This is a genomic window from Verrucomicrobium sp. BvORR034 (assembly GCF_000739635.1).
Taxonomy (GTDB): domain Bacteria; phylum Verrucomicrobiota; class Verrucomicrobiia; order Verrucomicrobiales; family Verrucomicrobiaceae; genus Verrucomicrobium.
Map to the genome: position 1 here is coordinate 31,698 of NZ_BATQ01000011.1, position 19,086 is coordinate 50,783.

Below are 19,086 nucleotides of genomic sequence, written 5' to 3' on the forward strand. Positions count from 1 at the left end.
GGAGGGGGGCGGTGAAGGGGCAATCACGTAATTCCGTGTGCCACACATGCCCTCACTTCAGCAACCCACCCCCCAACCTGTCCCCCTCATGTCTTTGGTCTTCTGTCTTCCAGTCTTTTGTCTCCCCTCATACCTTCCGCAAGATGGTCTCCAGAACACGCAGCAGATTGCCGACATCTTCCTGGGTGTTGTATCCGTGGACGGCGATGCGGATGCGCCCGGCCTGGTGCATGATGTGGATGTGTTCATGTTCCAGGGCAGCATGCAGGATGCTGCAGTCGGGGTGTTTGAAGGCGACGATGCCGGAGGGGTTGTCTGCGCGCCAGGGGCAGAGGGGTTGCAGGCCCCGTTCCTTGAGTCCGGCTTCCACCTCGGCGGTGAGCGGATCGGCATGGGCGACGATGTTCTCGATGCCCACGTCTTCCAGGTAGCGGAGGGAGGCGTTCAGCGCGTACAGGGAGACAAAGTTGGGCATGCCCACGGAGAAGCTTGCTGCGCCCGTCTTGGTATCGGCGCGCTCAAAGCGGTCGGCATCGAACGCATTGCGCAGGTGGTACCAGCCGCCGGCGTGGGTGGTGAGCCGGGAGGCGTTGCGCTGGGGGATGCCAATGATGCCGCCGCCGTGGATGCCGAGGGTCCACTTGTGGGTGCTGGAAATAACAATGTCCGCATCCACGCAGTCCAGCAGAACCCGCCCGAGAGCCTGGGTGACATCCACCGAGATCAGGGCCTGCGGGGCGAGATTGCGCACGGCATCGCAGAAGGGACGCCAGGCCAGGCGGTGGCCGTTGTAGAAGCTCACCAGCGATACCTGCACGAGGCGCGTGCGTTCGTTGAGCAGAGGCAGGAGGTCCTCCACCTGCAGTTCGCCGTCGCGTGCTTTCCAGAGTCGCGTTTGCGGTGACTCGATGGCGGTCAACCAAGGGGTGGCCCCGGCAGGGAAGTCCAGGTCCGTGACCGCCACTTCATCGGTGGCCCCCAGATTCAGGGCGGACGCCAAGAGGTTGTATGCCTCGGAACTGCAGGAGCAGAAGGATACTTCGGAGGGCTCTAGCCCGATCATCCGTGCGGTGACTTCACGACACGCTTCCACTTGGGCAAAGTGGGCATCCCGCCCCTTCATGCCGCGTTCCTTGTCCCGCCAGTAGGTCTGGATGGCCTCGCCCACGCACAGGGGCGGGATGCTCTCAGCGGCGGTGTTGAGGTAGGTGATGCCCTCCAGGGCGGGGAAATCACGACGACGGGTCGAATCGGTGAGCATGAGCGTTTACTTGGAAGTGGCCGGAGACTTGCGCCAGAGAAATATCAAGGCCAGTACTCCCAGCCAGGGAGCCAGGCCCGCGAGCACAAGGCCTGCATCATAGCTGCCCGTGCGGTCCACCACCATGCCAAAGAAGCGATGCATGGGAGAGGTGACCGCCCAGACCCACATGCTGAGGATGCCGGTGAGACGTCCGACATGATCGGCGGACAGCTCCTGCACAAAACTGTAGTAGCAGGGGAAGAGCGCCAACGCGCCCGCGCCGATGAGCAGGAGTACGCCAAGCAGCAGCCAGCCCTGACCCAGCCAGGGGATGAAGACGCTCAGTGAGGTGAGCAGGCAGGCTCCGAAGTACACCTTCCGCCGGGCCCCGTGAGGATCGGCCAGGCCGCGGCGGACCAGCCAGAGGGACAGGAGGCCAGCAAGGAAACAACCCACGTCGGTGGCGATGAAATAGGCGGAGTTGAAGTTGAGCGATGCCGTCTCGCTATAGCCGCGGCCGGTCTGCAGGAACTTCATGAGCCACACGCGGTAGATGTGCCAGACGGTCTGGGCACCAAGGATGAGGATGGCCACTGACCAGAAGGGGCCGCTGCGCAGAACCGTCCAGATGCTGGTGGCAGGGGTGGATGCTTTGGGAGCTCCGTCTGGCTTTGTAGTCGCTTGAGGCGCATCCAGATCTCGTGGACGCAGCATGAGGAACCACAGGGCGATCCAGGCAAATCCCACTGCGCCCACGACGATGAAGGTGGTGCGCCAGGAGCCGGGTTGATCGGTGAGCAGCAGCTTCATCACCTGCGGCGTGATCACCGCGCCGATGGAGGCTCCGCTCTGGAGGATGCTGTTGCCCATAGTGCGGTCTTTTTCATTGAGCACGGCAAAGGTGGTCTTCAGCGCGCAGGGCCAGTGCCCGGCCTCGAAGAAGCCCAGCAGAGCCCGACACACGAGCAGGCTCTCGTGACCGTTGACCCAGCCACTGGCCATGCCCATGAGGGACCATCCGCCCAGGACCATGGGGTAGAGCCAGTAGATGCGGAGCCGGTCCGCCAGGAAGCCAAAGACAAGAGACCCGATGGCGAATCCCCAGCCAAACACCACCTCCAGATCCCCGTACTGCCCTTCGCTAAGTCCCATCTCCTTGGTGACCCGCACGGAGGCGACCGCGAGCGTGACGCGGTCCATGTAGTTGATGGTGGTGGCGAGCAGGAGCAGGCCGGTGATCCACCAGCGCCAGGAGGAGGAACGGGATGACAATGAAGGCATGAGGACGATGGGAGGGGGAGAGCTCTGGGGAGGAGAGAAAGTGGCGCGTCAAGCATATCGCCGACCCTGGCAATCATGTTTCCTCATCACGGTCAGCCCGTCACAATACTATCAGGATTGCGGACTATCCGGATGCGCCGGATGGATTTGGCTGGTGGGAGTTTTACCATCAAGGTAGTGTGATGGGCAATTTCCATCAGACTCCCGTCGGCATGGATGAGTCAATCTTCCTCGCATGAAAACTTCCCTTGGTTGTGGTTTGCTTTTGATGGCGCTGTTTTTTCTTCACGCAGCGGACACAGGTCCGGCGCGCGCCCAGGGGATCATCGTAAACAATCCCCCTCCCATCCCCATGGGGGACATCGACTCTGTGCGAAGCAAGTTCAGGGCCGATCAGGTCGAGGAAGGAGCCCGGAAGGGGGCGGATGAGCTGTGGGCGCTGACTGACTACCTGCTGCAACATGGCAATGCCCACATCATGTTGCGCATGACAAAGACTCCCACTCCTTATCTGGCGCTCGCACGCTGGCGGGACTTTGCGGAAGACACTGGCACCGGAGAGCCGATACGGGTGGAACTGGAAAAACGGCATGGCTCCGACAAGACGCCCGCCATACAGCTCAGGCTGGCCCTGGCGCGTGCGGTGATGGGAGATGAGACCTCTGCGCTGCCAGTCTTTCGGGAGTGGATCGAGGATCATCCGTTGGACTATCTGGTCACGCTTCAGCTGGTGGAGGCGCTCATGAAACAGGAGCATGGATTGAAAGAGGCAATGGAGAGGCTCAACACCATGCCGGTGGAGATCTGGCGAGAAGCCGTACCAGACTGGGTGCAGGCCAGTTCCATCTACGGTAATCTGGAGGGAGCGACTGGACTGGCCCGTCTCGCGGCGGCGTGGTTGAAAAACGATCCTCCACCGTACAGCATGAGCTGGACGCTTCCGGTGCTGGATGACGTCGTGAAAGAGCGGTGGGAACGGAAGCGCGGATACCCGAGTTTGTTGAAGCTGCCTGATGGGAAGCCGACCCCCCAGGCTGAACCTGGGCACGAGCCTCTGCCGGAATTGATCCTGGCCAGGGAACTGGCTTATGAGGAGTTGCGCGAAGCCATGCGCGATTGTCCGGTCACGGCGTCACACGTCATCCCGATCTATGCCCGGGCAAGTTATCTGGCCGGACGGGACACGATGGTCTGGGCGCAGGAGGCACTGACGACGCTGAAGACCTTGCGGGATCAGCCGGAGTTCGCGGAAAGCAGATTTCTTCAACCATTGAGCGGTCCGTGGGAGGACTACGGAAGCGGCAACCACAAGTGTCCCAATGTCGCTGAACTGCTCATTCACTCGGCCTTTAAACTTGGCAGGAAAGACTGGTTTGAGCACGAAGTGCTTCCGGTGCTCAAGTCTCTCTATGGCAACTACTCTGCGCTGCTGGAAGCGCGTGGGAGCCTGTACTTCTGCGAGCGCGGCGAATTCGTCGCCCGCGCCACGGCCTACCATGAAATTCGCACCCGCAACTACTCGCCCCGGCAGGATCTGACCTTGGAACATCTTCGCCCGATCCTGGAGGTGGTGCGTCAGCGCGGACTGGGGACTGAGGAAGATCAGCTGGTGAAAGAAGCGCTGAAGTGGGAGATGGATCGCGAGAGAAACTTCAACACGTCACAGTTGGAGGAGCACGCGCTGAAGCTGGAGGCGGATCGTGGGGAGGATGCGGTGAAGACCTTCATGAACGATCTGGTGTCTGCCGCTGCGGCTCGCGATGCCAGCCTGCAGCCCGTCAGGGAGGTGCTCTCGAGCCTCGCCCGGCACGAGGCCTTGTTCTTTCCTCTGATGATAGCCTGTTACGAACAGGGGCATGGTGGGAAGCAGGCGGTGGATGGGGCGATTGAGAGCATCCGCAGCAATCGTCAAGTTCGCGCCAATCCCGAGGGCTTGCTCAACAGGTCTTCTTTCCTGAAACCGGCTGCGGACTTGCAACCCTTCCTGAAGCGGGATCAGAGCATCAGTGCGCTGGCTTATCTGGGCATCCTGATCCGGGACTGCCCCCGTGCCAAAGAGATGACGGTGAGTCTGGCGGACCGGCTGGAGAAGGAGCCCAGCTTCGGCCTGCGTCTGCTGCTGGCATCGATCGACAAAGCGTACGCGGACCCGGCCCGGTACCTCTATCCAGCGGCGGCGGAACTTGCCTCGCTTTCCCTGGAAAAACGGCGCGCTCTCTGGCCCGTGATCCTGCGTGCCTATCCCACTCTGGAAAAGGACGGCCAGGGTGTCCGCCCGGCCATTTTTGTTGAACTGATCGCCGAACGCCGGGAAAGCTTTGTCAAAGCGCTCGAAGACGCGCCGAATCTGGAGAGTTTGCAAATCTCCGGGGAGAGTTTTGAGAAACAGCTGTTCGCGACATTGCGTGAACTGGCCAAGTCCGATCCTGCTCAGATGCACCGTCTTTTCGTCAAGGGCGTGGCCCTTGCCTCGGCTTACGAGAAGAACCGCGGTTGGTGGCACTTCACCGGCGATGGCTGGACGCTGCCGTGCAGCATGCTGGAGGAGCTGGCCTCAATCGCCCGCAACGATGCGCGATCCCTGGGTGAGAATGAGTATCGCCGTCTGGTGCTGGACCTCTGCACTCCTCCGGAGCAATGCACGTATTTCCTAAAATCCGAATCCTGGAGTCAGCGGTGGAACCGTGGCCTGGAGATGAGCTTTCTGGATGCGGGTGGAGCAGGCGATGTGAGAAAAGGCTTTCGTGGAATGATCCGGACGTTGCAGCATCCCCACGCCGATGCGGCTGCACTCGTTGCCGCACCGGCGTTCCGGGAGCTGCTCGTGCGATCCTTTGCCCCCTGGCAGATTGCCACCATGCAGGCGGAGGCGATGTCTCTGGTCGGGGACGAGCCTTCTTTGCGCCCCGTGTGTGAGTTGTTTGCAAGCGAGGCTGTGCTGGCAAAGCTGGACGCCTGTCAACCGTGGGGCGCGGAGCCAGGAGAGGATCTCATGGTCCAGATCCGTCGTGAATGGGAGATCGTGACCCGTCGGATGGAGAACGAGAGTGTGAATCCGCTTCTCCGACTGTCCTATGCCGCTCATCGGGCACGATCTGATGGTCGTTTTCTGAACCCGTCTGCGGTTCGGGCCGGCATGAGGCTCCTGACGCAGGCGCTGCAGCAGGAATGGCCGGTCAGTGGCAACAGCCTGGCTCCGCTGGTGCAGGCGTTTCTGCATCTGCCGAAAGATGAACCGTGGAGGGCGGCATCGCTGGCCTTCCGGAGTGCCTGGCTGGAGCGTCTGAAAAACGACCGCAAGAATTCCTCAAAAGGAGGCGGCTTCTGGCCGCAGGAAATCATGCTCTCCACCTCGGTGGCGGTCTTTGCCGCAGAGCGGGACCTCTCGGGCCTCAAAAAGCTGTGGGAGCTGGAGGGGCACTCCCGCCAGCACCCGGGGACATTTGGTCAGGAACTGGTGAGGGCGGGATTGTTTGAAGAAGCCCTGGCCTACGTGCGACCTGCCATGAGGTTGGAAGACATGGCCTTCAACGTGGCCTGGCCCATCGATTCCAGTGATGTGGAGACGCTGCGCAGAGTGGACGCGCAATCGTTACTGAATCCCGAGGATCGCTTCGCACTCAAGGTCATGCTGACAAGACTGCGGAACCCTGTCTTCGGCATCGGCCAGCCCGTTCCGGTCCCCTTGTGGAATGAGAGATCCGGAGCCCTGGCGCGCGAGTTTGTTCAACTCAAGCATGGAGATCCAGGATGGCTGCGGCATTGCCTGTGGTCGGCGGATGCTGTCCAGGCACTGGCCGCGTGGGGGCACAGCCAAAAGCAGTCGGACGAATGGGCAGCAGGACTGTGGGAGGGGCGCGCCTCGTGGCAGGGGCCCGCGTTGGATCGCATGTATGCCCCGCTCTGCATCGCCCTCAATGCAGCCCTGGAAGGGGATGCTGCCCCATGGGACCGGACCATGGAGGAACTGCGGGATGCGTGGGGCAAGGATGAATCACGCGGTGCCAAAGTCTATCGTGAGGCAGGGCAGGCGGCCTGCTGGACCTCGATGAACTATGTGTTGGGCAAGGACCTCGAGGAGATCCGGCGGGTGCAGCCGCTGCTGCAGGGTTATGTGAAATCACTGCCCTACCCCTCCGGCAGCGGCATTGAAGGATGCTGCCTCACCTTGCAACTGGCAGCCTCGGCCCTGCTGAATGAGAACGATGCGGTGATGAACGCAGTGTGGTCGGCCATGCCGGCGCGGAAACAGGCGACTTTCCAGGATATGGATCTGAGCCTGGCCTGGCCGAATGCCCTGGCGGCAAGCTCGACGGCCAAGGGAGCGTGCGATGAAAAACGGCCGCTGGAGATGCGGTTGCGTATCGTCACCAGGCTGGCCGCTCATCCCGCGTTGAGAGGTCATCTGAGACGCACGCCCAACGCCGTTCATCAGCTGATGAGCGTGGGGGTGCTGACGCCTGAGGAAGTGCGTGCTCATGCTGGGGAACTCGCGGCCTGTGCGCCCTGCGCCAGCTGGCTGAGGGAGCTCGCCAGTGTGCTGGATGAGACTGGTGCAGCGGGATCGATCGTGACGATGTTGAAGGAGGGGGCAAGCAAGTGCCCGGCTGCGGATGACCCCTGGGTGGCGCTCACGTTGGGCGCGTATGCCGCGGAACGAGGCCAATGGAACGCCGCGCTGGACTTTGCCACCCATATCTTGCCTGCGGCTGCGGATCTGGCTGCGGATGACTTTGACAACCGCCGCATCGAGGCCGGTCGGCAGGCGCTTATGGATCGTATTCAAAGCAGCAGCAGGTAACATTTTCATCAGTATCCATCCCGAAAGGTGGATGAATCGGCGGAGGCGCGGCCCGTTTGGTTGCTACAGGGCAAATGCCCTGATTCATCGCTTCCGACGCCATGTCCTCCCTACGCTCGCCCTCCCGTCGTCACTTCTTGAAGTCATCGTTCCCCTTGATCTTGTCCTCCGCAGTACTGGGCAGGGCAGGAGCCGTGGGGCCCAACAGCAAGATTGGCCTGGCGTGCATCGGCACGGGTGGCCAGGGCATGGCCAACTTGCGGTCCTTCCTCACGGATGAGCGGGTGCAGGTGGTGGCGGCTTGTGATGTGGATGTGGCGCATCGGGAAGCGGCCGCCAAACTGGCGAAGCTGACCGCAGGCGATCTCTACAACGACTATCGCGAGGTGCTCAAGCTCCCCAAGGTGGATGCGGTGATGAATGCCACGCCAGATCACTGGCACGCGGGCGTGGCCATCGCAGCGGCGAAGGCGGGCAAGGATCTCTTTTCCGAGAAGCCGTTGGGCGCGAGCATCGCGGAGGGGCGCGCGATCTGCAACGCGGTGGAGGAGAACAAACGGGTGCTTCAGTGCGGGACCTGGCGGAGATCAGGGCTGAAACCGCGCATGGCCTGTGAACTGGTGCGCAATGGTTATATTGGCGAACTCAAGGAGATTGAGGTGGGGGTGCCGGGCAAGTTCGCCATCCGGGGCAAGTTCACCGGGATGGAAGCACCTGAGGCAGTGCCGGCGGGATTCGACTACACGATGTGGCAGGGTCCATTGCCGGATCGTCCTTACACCGCGGCACGATGCCACTTCAACTTCCGCTGGATCAATGACTATGCGCCGGGCTACATCACGGACTGGGGCGCGCATTTCCTGGACGTGGCCCAATGGGGGGCGGGCATGGATGACACCACGCCGGTGGAGGTTGAGGCGAAGCATGTGAAACGTCGCGCTCAAGGACTGTATGATGCCCCGGAGGAATATGAGATCGAATACCGTTACAACAACGGCGTCAAGATCCGCCTGGTGAGCACCACGGACACGGCGATGTACGGAGTGAAATTCATCGGCACCCAGGGCTGGATCTTCAGCGAGAACGAGACTCTCAAGGCCAGCTCCATCGACATTCTGCGCACGAAGCTGAAGGACTCTGACGTGCGGCTCTTCGAGTCGAAAAATCACCATCGTAATTTTATCGATGCCATGCTCTCCCGGGGGCAGACTGCAGCCCCGGCCCAGATCGCCCAGCGCACGGCCACGGTGTGCTACATGGGCAGCATCGCGGCGGCCCTCCAGCGGCCGCTCAAGTTTGATCCGGGTGCGGAGAAGTTTGAAGGCGACGCGGAGGCCAATGCCCTGCTGGCCAAACCGGTGCGGGGGGGCTGGAAGGCGTGAGGTGGCGTTGTTTCATCGCGCCCGTGCTGTGCCTGCTGGTCTGCCGGGCACTGTCCGGCGCCGGGGCGTTGCAGCTCACCCTGCCGCCGGTCTGGTACGGTGTGCCTGGTGTGCCGGTGAGCCTCTACTACGAGAACGTGGTGCTCACGGAGCACCCGGAGGAGTTGCGGTTTGAGGTGAAGTGTGACCTCGGAAAGTCCGAGGCGCGTCGGTGGACGGTGACTCCGGAGGACAAGGACGTGGGGGAGCACGCCATGGAGGTGGTGGTGCGGGATGTAGCGGGCAAGGAACTGGAGCATACCCGCCTGCTTCTGAAGATCTCCCCGAAGGAAGCAGGCGTTGGCAGGCCCTTGAAGCTGCTGATCGTGGGGGACAGCCTGACAGCTGCCACGGCATACCCCAACGAACTGGCCAGACTTTTTTCCCTGCCGGGAAATCCGGCGTGGAAGATGTTTGGCCAGCATCAGCCCATGGCAGCCCAGCCCGGCGTGGCCCACGAGGGCTACGGTGGCTGGACTTGGGCGGCATTTCTGACCCGGCATGAGGCAAAGGAGGAACGGACTCCAGATGGCAGGGGCTGGAAGAAGCGGAGCAGCCCCTTTGTCTTTGTGAATGACAAAGGAACTCCTGCTCTGGACGTGGGGCGCTATCTCCGTGAGACCTGTGGAGGTGAGCCGCCTGACGTCGTGACTTTCCTCCTGGGGATCAACGATTGTTTTGGAGCGAACCCGGAGGCTCCGGACAAGACGATCGACACGATGCTCGCCAATGCAGATCAATTGATCGCCGCCTTTCGCGAGGCATCGCCCGGGACGGCCATTGCCATCGGCCTGACCACACCGCCCAACACGCGGGAGGGGGCATTCGAGGCCAACTACAAGGGCAAATACCACCGTTGGGGCTGGAAGCGCATTCAGCACCGGCTGGTGCAACGGCAGTTGGAGAAGTTCAGCAACAGGGAGAAGGACCAGATTTTTGTCGTCCCCACGGAGCTGAATGTGGATCCCTTGAATGGATACCCGGTGAACAATGCGGTGCACCCCAACGCAGAGGGCTATGCCCAGATAGGCAGCAGTTTCTACGCATGGCTCAAGGCGTGGCTGGCAATGCAATCTGGAGCGGTAAAGTAGGACACGCTCTGGGATCACGCTTCCGGGGCGGTGGAGGATGTGTATCATGGGCGGATGCGCCTTGGCCAAGTCACACTCCATTTCCGGCATGTCACCTACGCGGGACTGGCGGCGTGGCTGCTGAACTCTGGCGGCCCGTTGCTGGCTCAAGACCTGGATTCCCGCCCGCGCATTCTCATCGAGACGGATGCTGGCGGAGATCCTGACGACGAGCAGTCACTGGTGCGATTCCTCGTCTATGCCAGCGAGTTCGACATAGAAGGCATCATCGCCACCCGTAAAGAGGCCCGGGTAGGAGAGAACAAGAACCCGGTGCGGGATGGCTTGGGGATTGTGCAGGCGATGGTGCGCGCCTATGGCGAGTGTCATCCCAACCTCGTGTTGCATGATCTCCGCTTTCCTTCATCGGAAGCACTGCTCAAGACCTGTGTGGCGGGTTATCAGGATGCGGAAGACGGGGTAAATCTCATCATCACGGCTGTGGACAAGGATGACCGGAGACCCGTGTGGTTCTCCAACTGGGGAACGGACCGGGGCAGTGCTGAGAGCTGCCTGAAGCGGGCGCTGGACAAGGTGCTGAAGGAACGGGGACAGGAGGGGTATGCCAAGTTCAAGAACAAGCTGCGCCTGTGCTCCTCGGACCGGTTCGCGGAACATACTGCCACCTTGAAACCGGCCTTCCGTCGGTGGGTGGATACCAGCCAGCCTGAGCAGGAGGGGAAACGGTGGTACCACCAGTTTTCCCGGATCACGGCCCAGTCGGGAGGCTTCGACATTCAGCGGGATGTCATCCAGGATCACGGCCCGCTGGGGCGGCTCTACCCGACCAATACCAGCCTGCCGCAAAAAGAGGGGGACACCTCCCTGTTCTTGTACCTGGTACCCAATGGCCTCTCAGATCCCAATGAGCCCGGCTGGGGAGGCTGGGGCGGGAGGTTGGGGCAGAACCCGAACCACCCGGACAAAGCGTATTACTGGGCCAACGTGCAGGATACCTGGGAGGGGACGACGCATCGCGACCAGACGCTGGGGCGGTGGGCGGCCGACTTGCAGAACGACTTCAAGGCTCGTATGGACTGGTGTGTGGCGGATGCTTATGACAAGGCCAATCATGCGCCTATCCCGGTCCTGAATGGGAACGAGGGCAAAGGCGTGATGCATCTGGTGGTGCGTGAAGGGGACAAGGTGGAGCTGAGCGCCAAGGGCACCCGGGATCCTGATGGGCAACCTATTCGCATGGAATGGATGGTCTATCCTGAAGCCGGAACGTATCGCGGCGAGGTGGTGCTTTCAGCGACGGAAGGCGGGCAGACAAGTTTCATCGCACCCAAGCCCGATCAGTATGGGGCTTGCACGATCCATGTCGTGCTGCGGCTGCAGGATCAGGGGACGCCTCCTTTGTGTGCCTATCGTCGTGCCGTAGTGGTGGTGGAAAGTCCACCTGCTCCTGCGGCCGGCGTGTTTCCGGGCAGTGAATGGGAAATGGCAACGCCGGAGTCCCAGGGGGTGCGTGGCGTGAAGCTGACAGAGGCAGTGCGCTACCTGGACAACTCCCTGGGCCAGGACGGGGTGCGGGAACTGGTCATCATCCGCCATGGGAAGATGGTCTGGAAGGGGGCGGACATCGACAAGGTGCATGGCACGTGGTCGCTCACAAAGAGCTTCACCAGCACCGTGATGGGTCTGCTCGTGGATGACGGCAAGTTCACGCCTGACACCCGGGTGGCAGTGGTGTTGCCAGAGATGGAGGCTCTCTATCCGGAACTCACCCTACGGCATTTCGCCACGATGACCTCGGGCTACCGTGCCCAGGGGGATGAGACGACGGGCAGCTACAAACATGGTCCGAGCAAGACACCGTTCATTCCGGGGGATCCGCTCTTTCGCCCGCCGGGCAGTCAGTTTGCCTATTGGGACTCAGCCATGAACCAGTTTGGCCATGTGCTCACCCGCATTGCCGGGGAGCCCATGGCGGAGGTATTCAAGCGCCGGATCGCGGATCCCATTGGGATGCACCCGGACCGTTGGAAATGGGGAAACCTGGGGCGAAAGGAGGGGCTGCTGATGAACTGCGGTTCAGGAAATCGAGGTCAGTCGGTGCAGATCAGTGCAGGTGATCTGGCCCGCTTTGGCTGGTTGATGCGGAATGTTGGGCGCTGGGGCGACAGGCAGTTGTTGAGCGCCAAATGGGTGGAGGAGGCGACCCGAGTGCAGGTGCCTGCCACGCTGCCATGGGGGCATGCGGAAGGCAGCGCCGATGGCAGGGGGTGCTATGGCTACAACTGGTGGATCAACGGTGTGCAGGCAGATGGTTCACTGAAATTCCCCCACGCCCCGGTGGGTGCCTATTGTGCCGCCGGGCACAACAACAACCGTTGTTTTGTCATTCCACAGTGGGACATGGTGATCGTCCGATTGGGCCTTGACGGAGATTCGTCCGACATGGTGTGGAGTGATTTCCTAGATCGTGTGGGAGAAGCGGTAGAGCGATGACGGTGCAGCACTTGGCCATGGAGGCAGTGATGGCGAATGGGGAGAGAGCTGATTTCCCCGGCCTCCACACCTGATCCTCCTCTTCGTCCTACCCAACGTTGACTCGCTGGAAGCTCGTCCAACGTTGGGCTGTGCTAAATATCCCTTTCAGGGATGAAGTTTCATGTTGCTGCCTGATGCACAATTGCATCGAACCCGAGCTCCACCACTCCTCGTCTTGTAAATCTAAACAAAATCTTGTTAATCCTGTCTCTGTATCCGCGCCCACTCCAGCCCGGGCTGGTCCACGCGGAACTGCACCACGCGCCGCTGCTCCGCATCGGTCACATACACCGTGCACCCATCCGTGCCGCCGAAGCACAGGTTGGTCGGGCTCTTGCCCAGCACATCAATTTCCTGCAGCACTTTGCCCTGCGGGCTTAGCTTGACCACAGTGCCTTTGCCATGACGGGTGATGTAGAGGTTGCCTGCCACATCGCAGCGCATGCCGTCGAAGCCATGGTCGGGGAATTCCTTGAGCAGACGCTTCTCGCCGAGGGTGCCATCGGTTTGGATGGGAAAGGCCCAGACCTTGCGCTGCACGCTTTCGTTCACGTACAGCGTTCTGCCATCGGGGCTGACGTCCAGACCGTTGGTGATGCCCATGTTGCTGGCCACCTTGGAAACTTTGCCTTCCCGGCTCACGTGCCAAAGCTGGCCAGTGCCGTCCTTCCAGGCCGGATCGCTGGCATAGAAGTCGCCTTCTGCAGTGATGGCGATATCGTTGGGCTGGTTCATGCCCGGTTCATTGGCCAAGACGGAGACGGCCTTGCTAGTGAGATCCACTTTGAGAACGTTGTGCTTCGTGTAATCCGCGACAAAGAAGCTTTTGCCATCCCGACTGAAGCGGATGCCGTTGCCGATGCTCCCCTCAGGAAGTTTCACGAAGACCTCGGCTTTCCCGTCCGGACTCACTCTGCCAATGGTGCCCTGCTCCTTGAAGTTCACGGCATACAGGTTGCCCTGGTGATCGCAGGCCGGACCTTCAATGCCATCGGTGAAGCCATTGGGTTCGGTGAGGGGCGTGGTTTTGAAGAGGGGACTGGCAGCCACCGTTTGTTTCCTCTCCCGCATGAGTCTGGCCAGATACCTGGCCGTCTCATCCGCGATCACCTGGTAGCCAGCCTGGTTGGGGTGGCGGTCGCCATACCATCCCGGCAGGTCGCCCAGATGGGCATCCAGCTGATTGTCCATCACGACCACGGACTTGCCGTTGATGAAGGGCTTCACCAACTCCTGAAACTTGTCCGGCACCTTCTCGATGGGATAACGCCGGTAGTTCAGCATGTTTGGGCCCTTTTTGAGCTCCTCCGCATAGCGAGGGTGAATGTCGAAGAGCGGCAGTCCTTCGGCTTCCGACACCTTTTTGTTGAGCTGATTGATCTGGATGACCCGCTCTTCCTCGCCGTAGGGGATCACTGTCATAACGATGATCACGGCTTCTGGATGGTCGCGCTTGAGGCGCAAGACTAGTTCATGATAGTCCTTGGCGAAGTTTTCCGCGAACCCCTGCCGCCGGGCCTGGTCGTTGATGCCGTAGCGGATGAAGATGTAGTCGGCACCAGGGATCTTCGCGATCTCCTTGTCATATCGGCCGGAGTCCAGCAGTCGCTGGATGTACTCTCCACTGAGTCCCAGATTGATGACGTTCACGGGTTCGAGGTCTTTCTCCGCGGCCAGGAGGATGCTGATCACGTCCTCAAAGTGGGGGCCTTGAGGCCGCAGCATCTTTGGGATCTTCGCCTCGGTGGTGCTGTCACCCACCAGCAGGACCTGACGTTTGCCTTCATGGAGGGCGTAGGCCTGGGGCAGGCAGGCAAGCAGCAGACCGACGGCGAGCGGGAGATGGAGCAGGGGTTTCATGGCAAAAAAACGGCGCAACATGAAACCACGAGTCACAGCCAGCGTCACCGCAGGCAATGCCGGGATGTGGTGAATATGTGACAAAAAACCACGAGACTTTGCGCGCTAATAATCCATAGAATTTATATTAAACATATTTCTTGCATTCACAAGCCCGTGAACTAATACATTCCCCTATAGAGAAATAGTTCATTTCGCTAAAAACGTGAGCCCGCGCCGCAGAGAGACGACTCCTCTCGCCTTCGTCGGTGGCCCACCCTTCATCGTCCTGGGGTGATTCCCCTGGCTACGGCACCTTTGTGCCGTGGTTGCCAACTTCCGACGTCATGAAAACTTGTCCCACGGTCCTCCGTTTCTGCGCCTCGGCGCTGTTCCTGCCGCTTGCGATTGCGGCTCAAGACAATCCCCAACCCCCTGCCATGGATGCCACCGCGCACCGACAGGCGGTGGAAGGGGCTCGCAAGCGACTCCAGAACGCCTGGCGGGAGTTCGGGGAACGAAATGCCCGGGGGGAGATGGCCCCGGACATCTTTTCCCTGCGGGTGCAGCCCAAGATCCTCACCACCGGAGAGATGGAGGGCCTGATGAACCAGGCGCAGGCGGCGACTTTTCCCGAGCCGGAGGTGGTTCGATCCATCAATGGCAAGCTCAACGTCACCCTGAATGTCTTCAAGGCCCGCAACCAGATCGGTGCGGACCCCGTGTATCTCCGGTCCTACAACGGGAAGCTGGTGGGCCCCACGCTGCGCTGCCAGCCGGGGGACACACTCTACATCACCGTGAAAAATGCCCTCGAACCCGAGCCGGGCATGGCGGACGTGATGAACACCCTGCATGGGTTTAACACCACGAATCTGCATACTCATGGGCTCCATGTGTCGCCTTCTGGCATCAGCGACAACGTGTTGCTGGAGATCCCACCCGGGGCGAATCAGAGCTACGAGATCGTCATCCCCAAGGACCACCCCGCAGGGACCTTCTGGTACCATGCCCACAAGCATGGCTCCACGGCAGCCAATGTGGGCAGCGGCATGTCCGGTGCTTTGATCATTGAAGGCGGTCTGGACACGGTGCCTGAGATTGCCCGCGCCCCACAGCGCGTCATGGTGCTGCAACAGATCCCGTATGTAAACAACGCCAGCAAGCCAGTCTGTCCGGCGATCTCCAAAGACACCAACCTCACGGTAGGGGTGATCGAGGCCGAATACGCCGACTGTAGCTTTGGTCCACGGACCTGGGACAAGCTGGGGCGCTACACCACGATCAACGGGGTGAAACTGCCCGTGATCCGCATGCAGCCTGGCTCCGTGGAACGGTGGCGCTTGATCGACAGCGCCATTCGGGAGGTCATTCAACCGGAGCTGGTACGTGTGGATCACAGTGGGCAGAGCGCACCCTCGCGCTTGAACTTTCACGAGATTGCCGTGGATGGACTCGCGCTCGGGCGTGTCGCCGCGCGCTCCCAGCTGGAATTATGGCCCGGCTACCGCTCGGACGTGCTCATTCAGGCACCACCGGTGGCGGGAGTGCAGTATGTGCTGCGGGATGCACGGGTGCCCGGAGGCGGCGTGATCATTCCCGAGGAGCGTCGCTATCTTGCATTGGTGATCGTGGAAGGGCCTCTCAATCCCATGCCGCTGCCCACGGATGAGGCCGTGAAGCGGTTCCGACTGCCTTCCATCGATCCCAAGCGGGTCACGGCGCGCCAGGCTGCCGCCTATGGGATCATCCCCAAAGGGGACGGCGTGGTGTTCACCATCGACAGGCAGCCGCTTGATTTCAACGAGGCGCGTCAGAACACCCTGGGAGAAGTGCAGGAGTGGACAGTTATTTCCAGGAACAACGTGGGACCGGTGAGCCATCCCTTTCACATTCATGTGAATCCATTCGAAATCTTCTCCATCCTGAATGAGCAGAGTGTGGAGCAGCTGGATCGAGACCCCAGAACCGGTGCGGTCCTGCCTGTCTGGCGGGACACCATCATCCTCAACGAGGGGTGGAAAGTGAGCTTCCGCACGGAGTACACCGACTTCGATGGGGTCTTTGTGCAGCACTGCCACATCCTGGACCACGAGGATGAAGGCATGATGGAGCTGGTGGAGATCTCCAAGCCGCCAGCCCCCATGCCCATGGCAGACACTGGCAACATGGAGCCCAAACGGCTTGGTGCGCCGTATCCTGCGCCCGCCTGGTCACTGCCGGATGCCACCGGCAAGGTGCAGAAGTCAGCGGATTTACTGACCCGTCCCACGGTGCTCTTCTTCTATGAGGGCTTTGCCTGCCTGCGCTGCAACGAGCAGATGACGGCGCTGGTGGAAAAAGCGGAGGCCTTCCGCAAGCAAGGGGTGCAGGTCATTGGCATCAGCACCGACTCCGTGGCAGACTTGGGCAAGGCTCTGGATGGCACGCCCTGCCCGTTCCCGCTGCTGGCAGATCCTGAGAAGCGTGTCTTCCGTTCCTATGGGTGCTATGCGGACGGGCCCTTGCACGGCCTCTTCGTGCTGGATGCCTCCGGGAAGGTGCACTGGCAGAACGTGTCCATGACCCCCTACATGGATGTGGATGCCCTCCTGCGCGAAGCAGGGCAGGTGGCTGCACCGGCACGATCCGGCGCTGTGGCCAGCCGTCAGCCGTGAAAATCCACCCTCGGGGCAGATGCTCTGTCCCGGGGTAAATCTATTTTCAAACTGTTAGAACCACGAACTCGTCATTCCTCATGTCTATTCCCAATACCTCCCGTCGTCGCTTCCTCGTCACCGCCGGTGCGGCTGCCGCCAGTGCCAGCTGGTCCTTTGGCCAGGAACCCGCCCAGGCTGCTGCGGCGAGATACCACCGGCTGAATCTGCAGAATCCTGCTGCGGCGCCCTTCCTGGAAAGCTACAAAAAAGCCATCACGGCCATGCTGCAGCTCCCGCCCTCGGATGCGCGCAACTGGTATCGGAACGCGTTCATCCACACCCTGGACTGCCCGCACGGGAACTGGTGGTTCGTCGTCTGGCATCGCGGCTTCACCGGCTGGTTTGAGCGGACCGTGCGTGAACTGAGCGGAGATGCCAACTTCGCCTTCCCCTATTGGGACTGGACGGCGCTTCCGCAGCTGCCGGACTCGTTCTTCAACGGTGTGCTGGATCCCAACAACCCGGCCTACATTGCCAGCTACAACGAGTTCTTCGCCCAGCTCTCCAATCCCATGAGCGCACTGTGGAACTCTTTCTCCACGGCGCAGCTCCAGCAGATGCGGAACCGGGGATTCCGCTCGGTGAATGATGTCTGGCAGGCGGTGCGGGACAGCCCCATGTTCTTTCCTAGAGGCCGCGCCCGCACCCTCACACGGCAGAACCCGGGATTCGATGCCACCACCCGCCGGGCCGTGTCCATCGGCACCATTCGCAGCGCCCTCGCTCCGACGGACTTCATCAGTTTCGGCAGTGGCAAGACCGCCAACCACAGCGGCAGCGCCACGCAGGGCATCCTGGAGAGCCAGCCCCACAACAACGTGCACAACAACATCGGTGGCTTCATGCAGGATCTGCTGTCTCCCACCGACCCGGTGTTCTTCGCTCACCACTCCAACATTGACCGGCTCTGGGACGTGTGGACACGCAAGCAACAGCGTCTTGGGCTGCCTACGCTGCCCACAGGAGCGGACCTGCCACCCTGGGCCAATGAATCGTTCCTCTTTTTCATCGGGCCGGATGGCAAGCCGGTGGCGAAGAACAAAGCTGGCGACTACGCCACGATTGGCGACTTCAACTATGACTACGAGCCCGGCTCTGGTGAGACCGTGATCCCGGCTGCCACTCGGCCTGGGGACATGAACAACAAGGTGTGGCTCGGCACCCTCGGGGCATCTGCCCTCAATCTCGGAGCCTCCGCCCGCGCTGAGGTAATGGTGCCGCAGGCCGTGCCAGAGGCGGCGATGAAGGAGGATGGCCCTGCCGTTTTCGCCAAGATCACCATCGAGCCGATGGCGGACACCAAGGGAGTGGAGTTCCACGTGCTGGTCAATGCGCCAGAAGGGGCCAAGCAGGTGGATCTGGACTCGCCCAGCTTTGCCGGGACCTTCAGCATCTTCGGCGCCCGACTCGGGGGCCATGAAAATCAGCCCCTCAGCTTCCTCATGCCGCTGACGGAGGCCGTGCAGAAGCTGACGGAGGCCAACGAACTCAAGCCGGGCCAGCCGCTGCGGGTGCAGGTGGTGGCAGAAAGGAAAGGCGTGAATTTGACGCCTTTGCAGGCTAAGGTGTCAGAGATTTCAGTGGGCACCTTCTAACCGGGGGAGCGCCTCCTGGATGGACCTCTTGTTCCGGTATGTGGATGCAAGCCTCATTTCTCACGATCCTGGCAGGGTTGGGGGTGACTTGTTTCCTCATTCCGGCATGCGGGAGGTCGTCGTCCGAGACCCCGCCTCAAGCTGTGAACGAGTCTTCTCCAGAAGGAAAACTGCTGCTCACCCTGCCTCGCGCAAGGGAGGCGGATGAGGCCGTGGCTGTGCGTATCACGGTCGGCACCATGGCCAAAGGTGCCCGCATCATCGTGAAGACGGCTGAGGGCGACGTGGTGGGGGCGGTGGCACCCTTTGGTGTGCTGCCCGGCCGGAAGGCCGGCTCTTTCATGGTACCAGTGCCGGTGGCAGCTGTGAAGGACGGCAAGGTGAGCCTGCAACTGGAGGTGGAAGAGTCGACTGCTGGGAAAACCCGTGCCCCGACGAAGGCGGAGGTGGAGGCGGCAAACCTGGAACTCATGCCAGTGAGCGGCACGCCGGAGTAGGAGGGCCACCAGTGCGGGAGCTTCTGAATGACGCCGGGCTTTCAGCCCTCAATTTCTATTTGCTTTCCAATTCCTGGGGCGTTG

General features: G+C 61.2%; 10 protein-coding genes. 7 read left to right on the forward strand and 3 right to left on the reverse strand.

Annotated elements, in window-relative coordinates:
* Positions 1–127 precede the first annotated feature (127 nt).
* Positions 128–1,261 carry an aminotransferase class V-fold PLP-dependent enzyme gene (locus tag BV034_RS02320; protein ID WP_050023723.1) on the reverse strand — a complete coding sequence of 378 codons (1,134 nt, stop codon included), beginning with the start codon at positions 1,259–1,261 and terminating at the stop codon, positions 128–130.
* 6 nt (positions 1,262–1,267) lie between these two features.
* Entirely contained in the window at positions 1,268–2,524 is a 1,257-nt protein-coding gene (locus BV034_RS02325) for an MFS transporter (protein ID WP_050023725.1), read from the reverse strand.
* 235 nt (positions 2,525–2,759) lie between these two features.
* Between BV034_RS02325 and BV034_RS02330 the strand changes: the two genes are divergently transcribed.
* The 4 genes from BV034_RS02330 to BV034_RS02345 all read left to right on the forward strand — a co-directional run bounded on the left by BV034_RS02330 (position 2,760) and on the right by BV034_RS02345 (position 12,330).
* Complete coding sequence (locus BV034_RS02330) at positions 2,760–7,325, forward strand: hypothetical protein (RefSeq protein ID WP_265592535.1); 4,566 nt, start codon at positions 2,760–2,762, stop codon at positions 7,323–7,325.
* A gap of 101 nt (positions 7,326–7,426) precedes the next feature.
* A complete protein-coding gene (locus tag BV034_RS02335) occupies positions 7,427–8,707 on the forward strand; it encodes a Gfo/Idh/MocA family oxidoreductase (RefSeq protein WP_063768654.1) in 1,281 nt (426 codons plus the stop codon).
* Entirely contained in the window at positions 8,704–9,837 is a 1,134-nt protein-coding gene (locus tag BV034_RS02340) for an SGNH/GDSL hydrolase family protein (protein ID WP_265592536.1), read from the forward strand. Before BV034_RS02335 ends, BV034_RS02340 begins: the two co-directional genes overlap by 4 nt.
* Before the next feature lie 54 nt (positions 9,838–9,891).
* A complete protein-coding gene (locus BV034_RS02345) occupies positions 9,892–12,330 on the forward strand; it encodes a nucleoside hydrolase-like domain-containing protein (RefSeq protein ID WP_050023732.1) in 2,439 nt (812 codons plus the stop codon).
* Positions 12,331–12,570: 240 nt separating this feature from the next.
* Here the strand turns inward: BV034_RS02345 and BV034_RS35560 are convergent, their stop codons facing one another.
* A complete protein-coding gene (locus BV034_RS35560) occupies positions 12,571–14,232 on the reverse strand; it encodes an SMP-30/gluconolactonase/LRE family protein (protein ID WP_265592537.1) in 1,662 nt (553 codons plus the stop codon).
* Between the two features lie 326 nt (positions 14,233–14,558).
* Between BV034_RS35560 and BV034_RS02360 the strand changes: the two genes are divergently transcribed.
* From BV034_RS02360 to BV034_RS02370, 3 genes are all read left to right on the forward strand, one after another.
* Positions 14,559–16,868: a redoxin domain-containing protein gene (locus BV034_RS02360; RefSeq protein WP_050023735.1), complete on the forward strand. Its 2,310-nt coding sequence runs from the start codon at positions 14,559–14,561 to the stop codon at positions 16,866–16,868.
* 80 nt (positions 16,869–16,948) lie between these two features.
* On the forward strand, positions 16,949–18,505 hold the full coding sequence (locus tag BV034_RS02365; RefSeq protein ID WP_050023737.1) for a tyrosinase family protein: 1,557 nt from the start codon (positions 16,949–16,951) through the stop codon (positions 18,503–18,505).
* A gap of 44 nt (positions 18,506–18,549) precedes the next feature.
* Positions 18,550–19,002 carry a hypothetical protein gene (locus tag BV034_RS02370; protein WP_265592538.1) on the forward strand — a complete coding sequence of 151 codons (453 nt, stop codon included), beginning with the start codon at positions 18,550–18,552 and terminating at the stop codon, positions 19,000–19,002.
* The last annotated feature ends 84 nt before the right edge of the window (positions 19,003–19,086 follow it).

Excerpts from the sequence above, each read along its gene's own strand:
- BV034_RS02320 (WP_050023723.1), bottom strand. The coding sequence starts at position 1,261 with ATGCTCACCGATTCGACCCGTCGTCGTGATTTCCCCGCCCTGGAGGGC.
- BV034_RS02325 (WP_050023725.1), bottom strand. The coding sequence starts at position 2,524 with ATGCCTTCATTGTCATCCCGTTCCTCCTCCTGGCGCTGGTGGATCACC.
- BV034_RS02330 (WP_265592535.1), top strand. The coding sequence starts at position 2,760 with ATGAAAACTTCCCTTGGTTGTGGTTTGCTTTTGATGGCGCTGTTTTTT.
- BV034_RS02335 (WP_063768654.1), top strand. The coding sequence starts at position 7,427 with ATGTCCTCCCTACGCTCGCCCTCCCGTCGTCACTTCTTGAAGTCATCG.
- BV034_RS02345 (WP_050023732.1), top strand. The coding sequence starts at position 9,892 with ATGCGCCTTGGCCAAGTCACACTCCATTTCCGGCATGTCACCTACGCG.
- BV034_RS35560 (WP_265592537.1), bottom strand. The coding sequence starts at position 14,232 with ATGAAACCCCTGCTCCATCTCCCGCTCGCCGTCGGTCTGCTGCTTGCC.
- BV034_RS02360 (WP_050023735.1), top strand. The coding sequence starts at position 14,559 with ATGAAAACTTGTCCCACGGTCCTCCGTTTCTGCGCCTCGGCGCTGTTC.
- BV034_RS02365 (WP_050023737.1), top strand. The coding sequence starts at position 16,949 with ATGTCTATTCCCAATACCTCCCGTCGTCGCTTCCTCGTCACCGCCGGT.
- BV034_RS02370 (WP_265592538.1), top strand. The coding sequence starts at position 18,550 with ATGCAAGCCTCATTTCTCACGATCCTGGCAGGGTTGGGGGTGACTTGT.